Raw genomic sequence first — 15,011 nt, forward strand, 5'->3', positions numbered from 1 at the left:
AACCGTTCCTAATCAAAAAAAACATCCTCCACTTATTCTAATAAATGGAGGATGTTTATATTGAGCCATTCAACTCCTTACTTTTGGAGTGCATCATTAATCGTTTCAGCATTGTGATGACGAAGGTAATCATAGATACCCCCAAGGTGCTCTCTAACCTTACCACCGCCAAACTCATATACTTTGCTTACCAGTCCATCCAGGAATTCACGGTCGTGACTGACGATAATCGCAGTACCATCAAAGGCTTTAATTGCTTCTTTAAGCACATCTTTACTCTGAAGGTCGAGGTGATTAGTAGGCTCATCGAGAATAAGCAAGTTAACCGGTTCTAAGAGGAGTCTTATCATCGCTAATCGAGAACGCTCACCACCGGATAATACTTTTACTTTTTTCTCTGAAGTTTCACCACCAAACATGAAAGCACCCAGCAGATCATTAATCTTGAGTCTGATTTCACCTTTTGCCACACGGTCGATGGTATCATAGATACTTAAATCATCATCGAGAAGCTGAGCCTGATTCTGAGCAAAATAACCAATCTGCACATTATGACCGATTTTCAGATTACCTTCAAACGGAATCTGTCCCATAATACATTTTACCAATGTACTCTTACCTTCACCATTCTTACCGACAAAAGCAACTTTTTCCCCTCTTCTTATCGTCAGATTTACACCAGAGAATACGGTATGATCGCCACTACTTTCTAGATGCTGACGCTCCTGATAAAGACGTTTAGGATAAGTTTTGCTCACATTCTCACAAATAACAGGAAAATCGCCAGAGCGAAGGCAAGGTGGAAATTTGAGGTGCATAGCCTTATTATCCACTTCGTCTACCTCGATAGGTACTATTTTATCCAACTGGCGCAAACGCTGTTGCACCTGTACGGCTTTAGTTGCCTGATAGCGGAAACGATCAACAAAAGCCCTGATATCAGCTATCTCTTTCTGCTGGTTCTCATAAGCACGCAACTGCTGTTCACGACGCTCTTTGCGAAGCTCCAAGTATTTATCATATTTTACACGATAATCTTCTACATGAGAACATGTAATTTCGAGTGTACGATTGGTGACATTATTAATAAAGGTACGGTCGTGCGAAACGAGAACTACGGCTTTGGCAAAAGACTGCAGATACTGTTCCAACCACTGGATAGATTCGATATCGAGGTGATTGGTAGGCTCGTCGAGCAAAAGCACATCCGGTTTGCGAAGCAAAATCTTAGCTAACTCAATACGCATGCGCCATCCACCAGAAAACTCACTAGTAGGACGGTCGAAATCAGTACGTTCGAATCCCAAACCGATAAGGGTACGTTCCATCTCTGCTTCATAGCCATCACCACCGAGCATCATATATTGGTCGTAAGCATCAGTAAAGCGCGTAACCAGTTCGGTATAGCTATCGCTTTCATAGTCGGTACGTGTATTCATTTCCTCCTGCATCTGGTCTATCTTCGCCTTCAACTTGGTAGTATCGGCAAAAGCCTTGCGAGTTTCCTCACGAACTGTGGTATCATCGCTCAGTTTCATTACCTGAGGCAAATAGCCCACAGTGGTATTGGTACCTATATTGACAGAGCCTGAGGTAGGTTTCTGTAACCCACAAAGAATCTTGAGCATAGTAGACTTACCTGCTCCATTTTTGCCGACGAGGGCGATACGATCTTTCTCGTTTACGACATAAGAAATATTCTTGTACAGTGGTTTTACCCCAAATTCAACCGTTAAATTATCTACTGAAATCATGTTTTATCTTTTTACGGCTGCAAAGGTACATTTTATTCTTGCAAAGAGCACTATGTGTGCAAAGGATTTTTATGTTAAAGTTGATCTCTTTCGGCTTGTATTCCTAAAAATAAAACTTTTCTCGCCAAGACGCCAAGATACAAAAGCCTTTGCGTCTTGACGTTCTTGGCGAGAATTATCTCTTACAGAACTATTCTGGGTACGGTTTATCTTCTCGTTAATCGTATAATACGGTCTTGCAACTCTTTAATCTTTTTTCCCTTTTTCCGATTAGCTATATAAAGAATGATTGTACGTGTAATAATAAATAGAATAAAAACAAAAACGAAAATATTAATCATGCGGTATTGCTTGTATTCCTTTAGGTAGTCATCTATCTGATGGTAAAGCAATTCCAAATTATTTTCCTGGCGCTCTAACTCCTCAGCAAACTGTATCATAATACCTACATTAGTAGGTGTTATCACAGTCGTTTTCAGTTTATTAACTTTGGCATATTTTTCACCATGCAATATTTTCTGAGCCAATTCTATGACCTTATCACCGCGCGTCGGATAAGTACAAGTAGCACTGATTTTACCATCACGCACCAATTCCAGTCCACCACCAGGTATGTTAAGCGCATCTACGCCAGAATAAAGAATAGTACGCTTAATGCCATGTTTCTTTACGCATTTGTATGCAGCATTCGCCATAATATCATTATGTCCGAAGACATAATCGATATCCGTACGCTTATTAAGAATACTATCCATCACCTTAGTAGCCGGTTCTGCTTTATAGTCGGCATATTCTGATGCAATAATACGTATACCTGGGCATTTAGCGATAGCATCCATAAACCCCTGATGGCGCTCTATGGTAGGCATATAATCTTTTAAGCCTTTTAATTCTACGACATTACCCCTGCCACGAAGTCGGGCACACATATATTGCCCGATAGAATAGCCGATATCATAATTATCAGCACCGATATAGGCCGTATAATGACAGGTATCCACCTTATGACCGTAAAAAATAACAGGAATGTGATTTTCATACGCACGATTGATAGCTTCGACAAGAGAGTCATTATAATTAGGTGCTACCACCAGCACATCTATACCTTCATCGATAAGCATATTAATCTGATCAGACTGCTTTTGCGAATAGTCCTCGTCAGAAACAATATTTACATCAATATTTGGATCGAAATACTTAAACTCCCTCATCTCCTTACTCAATTGATTTCTCCAATTGTCCATGCTAGATAGAGAAACACCAATAACGTATTTTTGTTCTTTTTGTTCTGTACAAGAACAAACCAAAACGACTAGTAAAATGCAAATATAAAAATAGTGCTTCATAAGCTATTACTTGATATAATTATGTCTACTTAAGCGAATATATACTACTTTTTCATCTCTATATACTATTGCCAAATATACATTTTTTTGGGGATAGTATATAGATTTCTTGCTATTTTTTTTAAAAATACGTGTAAATATCTCGGAAATGACATAAAATATAAGATAAAACCTGTACAGAAGTTGTCAATTTACTTCTGCACAGGTTTTATCTTATACTATTGGATTGTAGACTTTTAATCCATCTTCCACCAGTCAAAGTTCATGAGTTTGCGTCCCTTCTGCCCACGGAAAGCAAAATAGATATCATGCACACCGACAGGGCTGTCTTTGAGATGAGCAGAAAGGGTTATCCAGTTTTCCCATCCCTTAGTAGAAGGCACCTCGATGGTTGCGAGAGGAGTTTTACTGATACTATCAGCAAAGATATCTATGTAGCCACCCTGTGTAGCACTGGCCACACGAACGGTAATATTCTTGGCACCACTATTCATATCGACCTCGCGTACCTTTAACCAACTACCATTCTTAACTTCGCTCACATACACACCATCTTTGTCATTCTGATCGGTCGTAAGTCCATCGCAATAACCGATGGTTTCTGCTTCTACACGTTCGAAAGGATTAAGTGTACCTACAGGAGCTACACCCTCTTTAGTAGGCATAATCGTTGGAATAGTACCATCAGCATTCCAGGTAAACTCCTCGATGGCTGTACTGCGGTCGAATCCACCGCCACCAGGAAGATTTCCAGTATGATAGAAGAAATAGCTATGTCCTTTGAAATCGACAATACCGCAATGATTAGTAAACGACTGCGTACTGTTCAGTTGTGGCATAATCGTGCCTTTGTAAGTCCACGGTCCCATAGGTTTCTTACTCATCGAATAAGCGATATGTTCTGGTACACCACCTGCAGCATAAAGCATATAATAGTTTTTACCATGCTTAGAAAGCCATGGACCTTCGGTATAGATATCCTTATATGCATGATTAGCTACTTTAGCAGAATCACGGAACAGCGGAGAAGGTGCTCCAAAACTCTTCTCATCTTGATGCACGAGGGTAACATCGCTTACAAAACTAACCATATTATCGTTAAGTTCTGCCTGGTGAATCTCTGGATTACCCCATACTAGATAGGCTTTCTTACCATCTACAAGTACGGTAGGGTCGATATTATCCCACTTACCATCATCGTATAGTGGATGTCCGAGTGCATCCCTAAAAGGCCCCGTCGGACTGTCGGCTACAGCTACGCCGATAGCCATACCACCAGAGAGTTTGCTATGGGCACATACATACCAGTAATACTTACCGTTACGTTCACAACACTGTGTGGCCCAGGCACGGTCATCAGCCCATGAAAATGTATTCAGTCCGATAACTTCACCATGATCAGTCCAATTCACCATGTCTGTTGTCGAATACACACGCCACTGATACATCCAGAAGAAATCTGCATGCGGTTCATCCACATCAGCATAGAGATAAAGTCTGTCTTTTGTCGCCAACGGAGCGGGATCAGCCGTATAACGGGTTTGGATAACAGGATTTTGAGCTTGAGCAAAAGTTGATGCTGTCAAAGCTAAACCTAAGAGAATATTTTTCATTTTAATTATAGATTACGATTTACTTGAAAAGATGAGGAATAAACTGATTCAGGCATCGACGCCACGTAAGCCACTCATGGTCTGTACCTTGTGAAACGTAGGTATCCAGCTTGATGCCTGCTTGCTGTAGCTGTTTAGCCAACCCTTGGGTACCAATCCAGTGTTCTTCAGAACCATACCCCATAAATAAATAATGTAACTTACTGTTCACCTCCTTAGGACGAGAGAATATACCATCGTAAGTAGCATGAATATCGAGTCCAAAGATAGCTCCACTGAAAGCACCCGCATACGAGAACTTATCAAGATTTGTAAATACCATATCAAAAGTCTGATGACCACCCCAAGAGAGACCAGCCATCGCACGATGATCTCGATCAGTATACGTACGGAAAGTCTTCTCCACAGTAGGAATCAGGTCATTGAGCAAAACCTTATAAAAACTGGCACCATACTGACTATTACCAGCTTTATTACTTGCCCCTGAAGCAAAATTGAAAGGAGCTTTCACATCACCACTCTCCATGACCACGATCATAGGAACGGCATCACCCTTGGCAATCGCATTATCCAGAATATTCATCATCATACCCTGTTTGCTCCATCCTGTTTCATCTTCACCCATACCATGCTGTAGGTAAAGTACAGGATAGCGCTTATTACCCTGTTCATATTCTGCCGGAGTATAGACCATTGCTCTGCGCCACTGCCCTGTACTCTTTGCAAAATATTGCATAGAACGAACCTGTCCTTTCGCCACGCCCTGCTGCAGTCGATAGTAATCGCCCTCTTTTCCTTCTGGTATCTCGATACCACTTGCTTGCACATGACAGCCAAAGAACGTATCACTGGCAGGGTCTGACATACGCACGCCATCAACAATCATAAAATAATAATGAAAGCCCACTACGAGCGGATCAGTAACAGCGCTCCACACGCCTTTCTCATCTCGCTTCATATCATATTTTTTGCCACAAATATCTACTTTTACATCTTTCGCTTCCGGAGCAGAAAGAGTAAAATAAGCACGGCGCTGTGAGTCTACTTTAGGAAATTGATTACCCGGCTCTGCAGTTGAAGCGACAACAGCATCTGCTGGTACATTTATCGTTTGACCAAATGCCGGGGCTACATGTACACTGGCCAAGGTTAAAGCCAGCGTAAGCATACATTTACTCGCAAAAATAATTTGTTTCATTGGTTTAGGTATTTTAGTTCGGCTGCAAAATTACCAAAAAGCAATGAGATAAACTTTGTGAAACGTACCTTTTACTATTCTCTATGTTACATTTGGGGATTAATTATGTTTAAGATGGGTAGCATGTCAAGTATTTTCGTTAGGTGCGTGAATTAGTTTCCTCCTACTTTTCATGAATTCTACCAATATTATAAGCTCATTTAACAGGTACTAAACAACTAACATCGCCCCACTGATTTTTCATAACGAGTGTATCCTTGCGAAATGAAATATGTTGTACGATAGTATCACCATCACTAACTATAGTCATACTATCGCCTGCAAACTGATAAGGGACTGCCACAATAGGATATTCATCTACATAATACAAACTATCCTTATCGATTTTGAACACTGTAACTTCATAATCACTTGGCGCCCAAAAACCAAATAATCGGGACTGTAGACTTTGTTGAGGCGAAGAGGCCATGCAAGACAACAGGGCAAAAGCAACTATTGAAATAAAAAATATTTTTTTCATATTTTCAGATTCTGCTTTAGTTTTCATTCCACCACATAATGCTGATTATACCTGCACAAATTGCGCCAATGAAAAATATAGAAGAAATGACATGCCAAACTGCATTATTCTTATGACTTTCAAATTTATGGAAATAGTCTATATATTCCTCATTTTTGGGGTCCAAGAAGTGGGTAAACAGTAAAGAGAGACCACAAGTGATTATAAGAAATATATTGAAATGGGAATTCTGAATAGGAAGTATTCTAAGTTTCTTGAAAACTGATAGAATAAGCATTTCATAAGGAACAAACATAAAAACTAATGTTCCTTCTGCACGCGTAATACCCATTCCTATATTTATATCATAAAAAACGATGTCCATCGTTTTATGTATATTTCTTATGTAGTGCTCCAAGGTTGGATTGTTTTTTTGAATAAAGCCGAACGGATTCCAAAAATATAGCCGTTTGGCTAAACGATCTAACATAGGCCCAAGTTTTCTCATCGGCATGCGATAAGTCCAGCATTCTGCACAATATAGTGAATATAACAGTCTTACTACAAATAGTTTCATATTTATTAAACGTAAGCTTATTAAGTTTGTTTGATATTTGTTTTAATTTTTAACAAGAAATGGGGGCACTTTTCAACGCCACACCCGTTAAGTTCGCTTTTTTTATATTTTTGCGAATATCATCTGAAACGAACAAAGTTGGTAATATCTCCCACCAATTGTCCATATTTGGTATTGGGAAGATGCTATATTTCTGAATCTTGGATTGCGAATAAACACGTTTAATTATTCTTCCATTTCCTGCAAAAATACATTTACTTTCATCTAGAATGTCAAATTGCTCATGGAACATAGGAATATAATAATTTCTAACTTCATGGTTATACACAACATGGCATCTAATCCACTGAAGTTTTTCTTGTCCTGTCAAGCAAGTATCAACACATTTTTTTAGTTGTGACGAAAATAAAGGCCAAGCCTGATTATTGGGTAAATAGTCAAGCCATATTTCTTTCAGACCAGAAAAGTCTTGGCTGATCTGCAACCCATCATGAGTTACACGAATGCAATAAAGTGTAAGATCATAAGGCAGTTGTAATAATCCATCGCTATCATGGATAATTTTACAAGGCATTGTAACATCATCGGATAAAAATGCACTTGCACCTTCTTTATTTTCTTTAGGGTATAAGGAATAATACTTCTTCATATAATAGTTATTTCCAGAAATTCTTTCTAAGCATATTTGGATTATCACGTCATTAGAATTAAGTGGATCTAGTAATTTTGTCACTCGCTTCAACAGAACTCTATCAATTGAAGTTCTTCTACTGTACAATTCCTACTTTTCATGAATTCTACCAATATTATAAGTTCATTTAACAGGTACAAAACAATTAACCTCGCCTAATTTATTTTTCATAACAAGTGTATCCTTGCGAAATGAAATATGTTGTACGATAGTTGCTCCCCAATAATCTAGGGACATACTATCGCCTGCAAACTGATAAGGGACTGCCACAATAGGATATTCATCTACATAATACAAACTATCCTTATCGATTTTGAACACTGTAACCTCATCACCACTTGGCGCCCAAAAACCATATAATCGGGACTGTAAACTTTGTTGAGGCGAAGAGGCCATGCAAGACAACAGGGCAAAAGCAACTATTGACATAAAAAATATTTTTTTCATATTCAAACAAATCTTATAAGATAAACTTTTTTTTCAAATAATTAGTATAACTAATAGCATCATTTTTTAATGATACTATTAGTTATTAAAGATATTGCTAGTATTGTTTTATTTCTATATGAAATGCAGGATCATGAGAATTAAATGGATCTAGTAATTTTGTCACTCGCTTCAACAGAACTCTATCAATTGAAGTTCTTCTACTGTACAATTCCTACTTTTCATGAATTCTACCAATATTATAAGCTCATTTAACAGGTACTAAACAACTAACATCGCCCCACTGATTTTTCATAACGAGTGTATCCTTGCGAAATGAAATATGTTGTACGATAGTATCACCATCACCAACTATAGTCATACTATCGCCTGCAAACTGATAAGGGACTGCCACAATAGGATATTCATCTACATAATACAAACTATCCTTATCGATTTTTAACACTGTAACTTCATAATCACTTGGCGCCCAAAAACCAAATAATCGGGACTGTAGACTTTGTTGAGGCGAAGATGCCATGCAAGACAACAGGGCAAAAGCTACTATTGAAATAAAAAATATTTTTTTCATATTCAAACAAATCTTATAAGATAAACATTTTTTTAAAACAATTAGTATAACTAATAGCATCATTTTTTAATGATACTATTAGTTATTAAAGATATTGCTAGTATTGTTTTATTTCTATATGAAATGCAGGATCACGAGAATTAAGTGGATCTAGTAATTTTGTCACTCGCTTCAACAGAACTCTATCAATTGAAGTTCTTCTACTGTACAATTCCTACTTTTCATGAATTCTACCAATATTATAAGCTCATTTAACAGGTACTAAACAACTAACATCGCCCCACTGATTTTTCATAACGAGTGTATCCTTGCGAAATGAAATATGTTGTACGATAGTATCACCATCACCAACTATAGTCATACTATCGCCTGCAAACTGATAAGGGACTGCCACAATAGGATATTCATCTACATAATACAAACTATCCTTATCGATTTTTAACACTGTAACTTCATAATCACTTGGCGCCCAAAAACCAAATAATCGGGACTGTAGACTTTGTTGAGGCGAAGAGCCCATGCAAGACAGCATAATAAATGCTGCTATTGAAATAAAAAATATTTTTTTCATATTCAAACTAATCTTATAATATAAACTTTTTTTTCAAATAATTAGTATAACTAATAGCATCATTTTTTAATGATACTATCAGTTATTAAAGATATTGCTAGTATTGTTTTATTTCTATATGAAATGCAGGATCACGAGAATTAAGTGGATCTAGTAATTTTGTCACTCGCTTCAACAGAACTCTATCAATTGAAGTTCTTCTACTGTACCATTCCTACTTTTCATGAATTCTACCAATATTATAAGCTCATTTAACAGGTACAAAACAACTAACATCGCCCCACTGATTTTTCATAACGAGTGTATCCTTGCGAAATGAAATATGTTGTACGATAGTATCACCATCACCAACTATAGTCATACTATCGCCTGCAAACTGATAAGGGACTGCCACAATAGGATATTCATCTACATAATACAAACTATCCTTATCGATTTTGAACACTGTAACTTCATAACCACTTGGCGCCCAAAAACCAAATAATCGGGACTGTAGACTTTGTTGAGGCGAAGAGCCCATGCAAGACAACAGGGCAAAAGCTACTATTGAAATAAAAAATATTTTTTTCATATATCGTTAAACTTTTCCTTTAAAAGGAAAAAATGATTTATGCTAAAAAAATGGCTCCCTTTAAACATTATTTACTTGAAAGAGACGAGCCTTTGAGATAGTCAGCATCAAGCTCTTCGTATTTCCGGTCGTCATATTCGGGAGGACGCTGGTATCTGTGTTCGGGATACACGATGCGAAGACATTCTTCCATAAAATCATCGTATTTCCGATACGGATTCTTTCCGTTGCGTTCCCTGAACACAACGAATTCCTTCTGTGCATAATGAGCCAAGCTGTCGTAAACAGTTTTATATACCATTTCATCATCATTCTCCGCACAGATACTTGTGTGGACTTCTCCCTGCTCAAAAGTACAATACAACCAACGTTCCCCTTCCTTCTTATACCACCAAACGAGTTGGGAGGAAAAATTATTGTTCATTAGTCGAACCAGCGGCACATCGTATGCAGTAATCTTCTGGAGTATGGCGGCAGCTTTCTGGTTGATCGCATCAAAGACTGGACTGTTAGTAATCATATAGGTAAGTGAAGCTTGATCTATGTTTTTAAAGATATAGGAATCGCAGTAGGCTCGAAAGCTTTCAAACTTGTTGAGTTGAGAGTTGCTTTTCTCCCAAGACCATTTGCGCCGTGGTGGGAAAAGTTCATAGCCATACGAGACCATACTTCCGTGGGCAAGACTCGCTATTGCTTCCTCGCACGTTTCGCCAAGAAAAACGTAACATATTTCTCCGTGATCAATGCATAAACGCCTAATATATGCTCCATCGGTGATGAAAATATCATTGTTTTCCATCTCAATCACGGGCATAGCCATTTGATAGTCGGGGATTGTAGCTAAGAGCTTATTAACCTCGGCCAGCAAGCCCCTCTTCTCATCCATTGTTAATTCTTTCATATTTCATCGTTAAACTTTTCCTTTTAAAGGAAAAGTTTAATGATTTATGCTAAAAATACTATTTGACAAATGGTGTAATAAGCTTGTTATTCGCTTTTTGCTTCTTTTTGAGCAAAGCTGCTGGAATATTACTTTTTGCAGCAGCTTGGGCTGGCAATTTGATGAGTGATGGATAATACAAAAATGCAAGATTAATACCTGTATAGGTGTCTTCTGTAGCTTTCTCTCCATCAAAAAGACCAAAGGCGATACCCATTTCTGTTGCGTCACTGCTATTGAGACCTAATAATTTAAATTCCGATAACGTTATCCCGTCTTCACCTACGAAATCGGCACCAATGCCATAACCAGATTCAAAGATTGTAGCACCATCTGCCAAAGAAACGAATATCGGATAAATGCTGTAAGCTGTATTCTGATAATTGAACGTACCAAGTTGGGTTCCACTCAAGAATATAGCTTGATGTGACTTCTGATTCCATTGGAATGGATAAGTTACTCCTAAATCTGGAACGACCAAGTAAGGCTTATCGTCTTTTGCCACTTGGATAGATGCAGAATAACTAACTGTCTTAAATTTGCTATTATAACCTGTAAGAATAATATCGCCTACTAAATCGGCCAACTCACCCTGAGCAATCAGGATAGAATCTGCTACATTACCCGTTTGTATCTTAATATAATCTCTACGGAAAGCACCCGTTTTATTCTCTTCAACTTGATAAACAAACCCATTGTCAGTAGACGTAATATCCACCCACTCAGGTACATGTACCAACTGTACCGGTAAAGTGTGTTGAATAGTAACTTCGCCCTGTTGCGCTTGATCATCCAGATAGTTCTCCTTATCAGCTTCTATATTGAACGTAAGACCCAACTGCGAAATAGAGGTCGTCACGGAGTCACTACCAGAATAGATTTTCAACGAAGCTGCTCTACTGGTAATATTCGGATTTTCTTTTGCTTCGACCGTTATGGTATTACCCGATACCGAAACGGTTGCCCAGTCTGCATCAGTTACCGCTCTTACCGTTGTTAAAGTATCTTCAGGATTACCTACTACAACACTTCCAGTACCGCCGACACTGGTAAAGGCGACATTCTGAGAAGCAATCGCCAACGGTGTGGTAGGTGTTGGCAGATCATCGTTCTCACAAGATACACAAAGCAGTGCACCTGCAAATATATAAATACATCCTAATAGTTTATTCATTGTTATTTTGTTTTAATGTTATTATTCGGTACGTTTTTTATGATCTCATTTCGTGGTGTCATTTCAAGAGTATGATTTGTGGCTATACATGAATGTCTGTCTACGTCGTTTGGGTATAAAGCATTTTTGAGGAATAACATTCTCCCAAACTGTCCAGCTATCTATCTGATGTTTTATTCGACGAACAGCATCTTCACATTCTACAGGATAAGAGAGCGACTGTACAAACCACAGTTTTCGGTGTCTTACATATTTAGCATAACTACGATACCCATCTACGACTCCATCTTCAGCATACAGTGGACTTGAGATGATGAGGGTATCCGCAAGAGTACGTATCTTTACATCGTGATTTTCATGCACAAGACTATCTTTCATCTGTTGTACTGTTAATTGTTCAGGATTACCAAGCACATAACCAGAAAGATTGATCTGTTCTACATTCCAAAAGCGGAAAGTGCAGCATCCAGGCTCAGGATCAAGAGAATCAGGAAGTTGTACGAAAAAGTCTGGATATCGCATGATATAACCGAAAGTGCTATCATGATAAGTTTTCATATGAGCACCATTAATTTTCTGTTGCAGCAAGTTAGCAATCGGTATTACATTATCTCTGTGATGAAGATAAATGAATGTCGATGCCACAACCGTCAGAAAAAATGTTATGATGAAAAATCGTCTCATAATTGATTATTACTTAAATATGACACAGAAATAACATCCCCGAATGATGTATATATGGTGAGGCTATTGCAAAGCCTCACCACACCCAAGAACTCTGTCTAATACTTTTAAGAGACTGAGAGTATCGTATTATTTAAACAATACTTCCTTACCATCAGGTACAAGTTTGAAGGTATTTTCAGGATTAGATTCATCCGTCATCAAAATGTATGAAGGATTTCTCGTGTCGTCGGCTGTAAGCTTAAAGGTACGAGGCAGATTGACGTAGCCTAATGGGAAAACCATATAGTCGTAGTTAGCATTCTTGGAATACCATGAAGCATTGCCCAGACCTTGACCTGTAAATGATAACACGACTTCGTCTTCGCTCTTAATGGTACAGTTCATCGTGTACATACCATAATAGTATCCATCTTCCGCTGAACCACTATAGAAGCTTAAACCAAAACCTTCACCATAACTACTTGTTGTAAAGTTACCAAAGATAACATACTTGAGTGATTCGGCAAGATCACCAGCATTTTTAATGGCAACATTAAAGTATTTTTTACCGAAACTGCCAATAGCATCATAAGTAAGATAGAATGTTCCATCTGCAATCTGGTCTGCTAATGATGGTAAAACGGCAATTAATTTGATATTAGACTTACCTTTCTTCTCTGACCATTCCGTGCCTTTCGCATAGTTGAATCCATCTAAAGAATAGTTGTTAATGGTATTGTTTTCATACAACTCGATACCATTAGGAGTAATGATATAAGGCACATCAAGAGTCTTTGTCGTCCCGTCTGATTCGTATGTTACTGCGAGGTTACGATAATGAGACTTGGCACAAGCTAATGTATCTTCGCCTAATACCAACTGATATTTCTTATAATTCATTACTGTTTCTACCTGAGCAACCTTGTTGATATAGCCAGCCCATGTCTCATCTTTCGCCAATGGGGTAAGAACGATTTTGGAACCATGCTTTTTACCCTGAAGGATAACACTATCAGCAGAACACTGCTGTACACGGAACTCAAAGTCACCTAAGTAGCCTTCTCCACTTTTACCTACACCACCATTACGCTTGGAAGATGGCTCAGAGAAAATATGAATAAGGTTATTAAATTCGTCCATTGACAGAATAACACCATCACTCTGTTCAAACTTATAATGAGAGGTCTGCAAAGAATCGCCAAACAACTCGTTACCGATGGTTACCTGGTCATCCTTAAATTTCAAATAGAGGTTATACCCACCATATCGTGTATCAGCATAGTAGTGTGCAACCCATCCGTTTGAAGCACTCTCAAGTATTTGTTGATCTGTCGTAATAGCCTCCTGAATACGCTGAGCTGATGATTTTTCAAACAGATCATCTACCTCATTGGTACAAGATGCTGTCAACAATAAAGCAGCAAAGCTTAAAAGTATATATGATATTTTTTTCATAACGTATACGTCTTTAGTTTAATTTGGTAAGATCAAGGGTTTTTACTTCATTGCATCGACGGTTTACGACAGTACGCAACTTGTCGATATCTATACCCCATGAGTCCTGCATATAGGTACGGATGATATCCAGTTTCTTCAGAATAATAGCAGCGCCTTCATCGCCAGCCTTCTTGAGCAATGCATTCCAGCCCTCATCTGAAAGGGTGATATATGTAGAATAAGTTTCTGCAAAATCTTCGTTATACTGATCTGATGCGTAACCAGTAACGAAACCCTCTTGACCTGATTCTTCGTCAGACACATTAATCCAGTCTGTAGAATGATACTTACCAGCTGAAATAGCCTGGAAATCGGTAGTATACTGCTTCTTCTGAGTTAAGATATGACAGAACTCATGGTGCATGGTATGAAAATACCAGTGGTTTAAGTCGAGTGGAAGCGCACCTCTTGAGCGGAAAGGATCGTCCTGCTCGATATGGATGTTATGAATATCCAATTCGTTCAGGCGGAATAAAGTTACCATAATACCACCTTCTGCAGTACCCAGCACGATACTACCCTGACCACTAAACTCTGGTGAACCGATAAGCTGGACAACACGGAAGGTATTAGCTTTCACAAAGTCCTCTCCTACTGCCTCACGATATGAGTCGAGCCATACATGCTTCAAGAGAATGGCCATCGCTTTAGAATTATCCAGACGAGCAGGAACTACATTATACTCATTATCAGAGAGCTTGTCATTATAATGATATTGGAAATCAATATTATAAGGTAGTGTGAAATTATTTAATATCCAGGTATCAAACTCGGTACGTTTCGGAGAAGACGTATCAAAGATAGACTCGTTCTCGATACCATTGTCCTGACAAGCAGCCAAGACGATGGTAAAGAAGGCTATAAATAATAATTTAATATATTTCATTGTATAATAT

At 38.3% G+C, this 15,011-nt stretch carries 15 protein-coding genes and 1 pseudogene; all 16 read right to left on the minus strand.

The annotated features are described in order from the left end of the window. Window positions 1-77 precede the first annotated feature (77 nt). A complete protein-coding gene (locus tag L6469_RS13485; RefSeq protein WP_006281122.1) occupies window positions 78-1,754 on the minus strand; it encodes an ABC-F family ATP-binding cassette domain-containing protein in 1,677 nt (558 codons plus the stop codon). Between the two features lie 206 nt (window positions 1,755-1,960). Then, window positions 1,961-3,100: a substrate-binding domain-containing protein gene (locus tag L6469_RS13490; RefSeq protein ID WP_006281121.1), complete on the minus strand. Its 1,140-nt coding sequence runs from the start codon at window positions 3,098-3,100 to the stop codon at window positions 1,961-1,963. A gap of 236 nt (window positions 3,101-3,336) precedes the next feature. Beyond that, window positions 3,337-4,713, minus strand: a complete 1,377-nt coding sequence (locus L6469_RS13495; protein WP_006281120.1) for a glycoside hydrolase family 43 protein — start codon at window positions 4,711-4,713, stop codon at window positions 3,337-3,339. 19 nt (window positions 4,714-4,732) lie between these two features. Next, window positions 4,733-5,815, minus strand: a pseudogene (locus L6469_RS13500) (alpha/beta hydrolase-fold protein); the annotation flags it as partial. 292 nt (window positions 5,816-6,107) lie between these two features. Next, window positions 6,108-6,431 (minus strand): hypothetical protein, encoded by a 324-nt coding sequence (locus L6469_RS13505; RefSeq protein ID WP_039869268.1) that lies wholly within the window; start codon window positions 6,429-6,431, stop codon window positions 6,108-6,110. A 16-nt stretch (window positions 6,432-6,447) separates the two neighbouring features. Then, window positions 6,448-6,987 (minus strand): hypothetical protein, encoded by a 540-nt coding sequence (locus L6469_RS13510; protein ID WP_006281117.1) that lies wholly within the window; start codon window positions 6,985-6,987, stop codon window positions 6,448-6,450. Between the two features lie 49 nt (window positions 6,988-7,036). After that, window positions 7,037-7,636 (minus strand): hypothetical protein, encoded by a 600-nt coding sequence (locus L6469_RS13515; protein WP_074803399.1) that lies wholly within the window; start codon window positions 7,634-7,636, stop codon window positions 7,037-7,039. A 165-nt stretch (window positions 7,637-7,801) separates the two neighbouring features. Beyond that, window positions 7,802-8,125, minus strand: coding sequence for a hypothetical protein (locus L6469_RS13520; RefSeq protein WP_074803403.1), 324 nt, complete (start codon window positions 8,123-8,125; stop codon window positions 7,802-7,804). Window positions 8,126-8,372: 247 nt separating this feature from the next. After that, window positions 8,373-8,696 carry a hypothetical protein gene (locus L6469_RS13525; RefSeq protein WP_006282825.1) on the minus strand — a complete coding sequence of 108 codons (324 nt, stop codon included), beginning with the start codon at window positions 8,694-8,696 and terminating at the stop codon, window positions 8,373-8,375. A gap of 247 nt (window positions 8,697-8,943) precedes the next feature. Then, entirely contained in the window at window positions 8,944-9,267 is a 324-nt protein-coding gene (locus L6469_RS13530) for a hypothetical protein (protein WP_006282824.1), read from the minus strand. A gap of 247 nt (window positions 9,268-9,514) precedes the next feature. Then, window positions 9,515-9,838, minus strand: coding sequence for a hypothetical protein (locus L6469_RS13535; RefSeq protein ID WP_006282823.1), 324 nt, complete (start codon window positions 9,836-9,838; stop codon window positions 9,515-9,517). A gap of 67 nt (window positions 9,839-9,905) precedes the next feature. Beyond that, a complete protein-coding gene (locus L6469_RS13540) occupies window positions 9,906-10,739 on the minus strand; it encodes a hypothetical protein (RefSeq protein WP_039870727.1) in 834 nt (277 codons plus the stop codon). 58 nt (window positions 10,740-10,797) lie between these two features. Beyond that, complete coding sequence (locus tag L6469_RS13545; protein WP_006282821.1) at window positions 10,798-11,952, minus strand: BACON domain-containing protein; 1,155 nt, start codon at window positions 11,950-11,952, stop codon at window positions 10,798-10,800. A gap of 63 nt (window positions 11,953-12,015) precedes the next feature. Beyond that, a complete protein-coding gene (locus L6469_RS13550) occupies window positions 12,016-12,636 on the minus strand; it encodes a hypothetical protein (RefSeq protein ID WP_074549968.1) in 621 nt (206 codons plus the stop codon). Window positions 12,637-12,765: 129 nt separating this feature from the next. Further along, window positions 12,766-14,073, minus strand: coding sequence for a DUF4302 domain-containing protein (locus L6469_RS13555; RefSeq protein WP_006282820.1), 1,308 nt, complete (start codon window positions 14,071-14,073; stop codon window positions 12,766-12,768). Window positions 14,074-14,086: 13 nt separating this feature from the next. Then, entirely contained in the window at window positions 14,087-15,001 is a 915-nt protein-coding gene (locus tag L6469_RS13560) for a putative zinc-binding metallopeptidase (protein WP_006282819.1), read from the minus strand. Between the last annotated feature and the right edge of the window lie 10 nt (window positions 15,002-15,011).

The organism is Segatella baroniae B14 (assembly GCF_022024235.1).
Taxonomy (GTDB): Bacteria; Bacteroidota; Bacteroidia; order Bacteroidales; family Bacteroidaceae; genus Prevotella; species Prevotella bryantii.

Excerpts from the sequence above, each read along its gene's own strand:
- L6469_RS13485 (WP_006281122.1), bottom strand. The coding sequence starts at position 1,754 with ATGATTTCAGTAGATAATTTAACGGTTGAATTTGGGGTAAAACCACTG.
- L6469_RS13490 (WP_006281121.1), bottom strand. The coding sequence starts at position 3,100 with ATGAAGCACTATTTTTATATTTGCATTTTACTAGTCGTTTTGGTTTGT.
- L6469_RS13495 (WP_006281120.1), bottom strand. The coding sequence starts at position 4,713 with ATGAAAAATATTCTCTTAGGTTTAGCTTTGACAGCATCAACTTTTGCT.
- L6469_RS13505 (WP_039869268.1), bottom strand. The coding sequence starts at position 6,431 with ATGAAAAAAATATTTTTTATTTCAATAGTTGCTTTTGCCCTGTTGTCT.
- L6469_RS13510 (WP_006281117.1), bottom strand. The coding sequence starts at position 6,987 with ATGAAACTATTTGTAGTAAGACTGTTATATTCACTATATTGTGCAGAA.
- L6469_RS13515 (WP_074803399.1), bottom strand. The coding sequence starts at position 7,636 with ATGAAGAAGTATTATTCCTTATACCCTAAAGAAAATAAAGAAGGTGCA.
- L6469_RS13520 (WP_074803403.1), bottom strand. The coding sequence starts at position 8,125 with ATGAAAAAAATATTTTTTATGTCAATAGTTGCTTTTGCCCTGTTGTCT.
- L6469_RS13525 (WP_006282825.1), bottom strand. The coding sequence starts at position 8,696 with ATGAAAAAAATATTTTTTATTTCAATAGTAGCTTTTGCCCTGTTGTCT.
- L6469_RS13530 (WP_006282824.1), bottom strand. The coding sequence starts at position 9,267 with ATGAAAAAAATATTTTTTATTTCAATAGCAGCATTTATTATGCTGTCT.
- L6469_RS13535 (WP_006282823.1), bottom strand. The coding sequence starts at position 9,838 with ATGAAAAAAATATTTTTTATTTCAATAGTAGCTTTTGCCCTGTTGTCT.
- L6469_RS13540 (WP_039870727.1), bottom strand. The coding sequence starts at position 10,739 with ATGAAAGAATTAACAATGGATGAGAAGAGGGGCTTGCTGGCCGAGGTT.
- L6469_RS13545 (WP_006282821.1), bottom strand. The coding sequence starts at position 11,952 with ATGAATAAACTATTAGGATGTATTTATATATTTGCAGGTGCACTGCTT.
- L6469_RS13550 (WP_074549968.1), bottom strand. The coding sequence starts at position 12,636 with ATGAGACGATTTTTCATCATAACATTTTTTCTGACGGTTGTGGCATCG.
- L6469_RS13555 (WP_006282820.1), bottom strand. The coding sequence starts at position 14,073 with ATGAAAAAAATATCATATATACTTTTAAGCTTTGCTGCTTTATTGTTG.
- L6469_RS13560 (WP_006282819.1), bottom strand. The coding sequence starts at position 15,001 with ATGAAATATATTAAATTATTATTTATAGCCTTCTTTACCATCGTCTTG.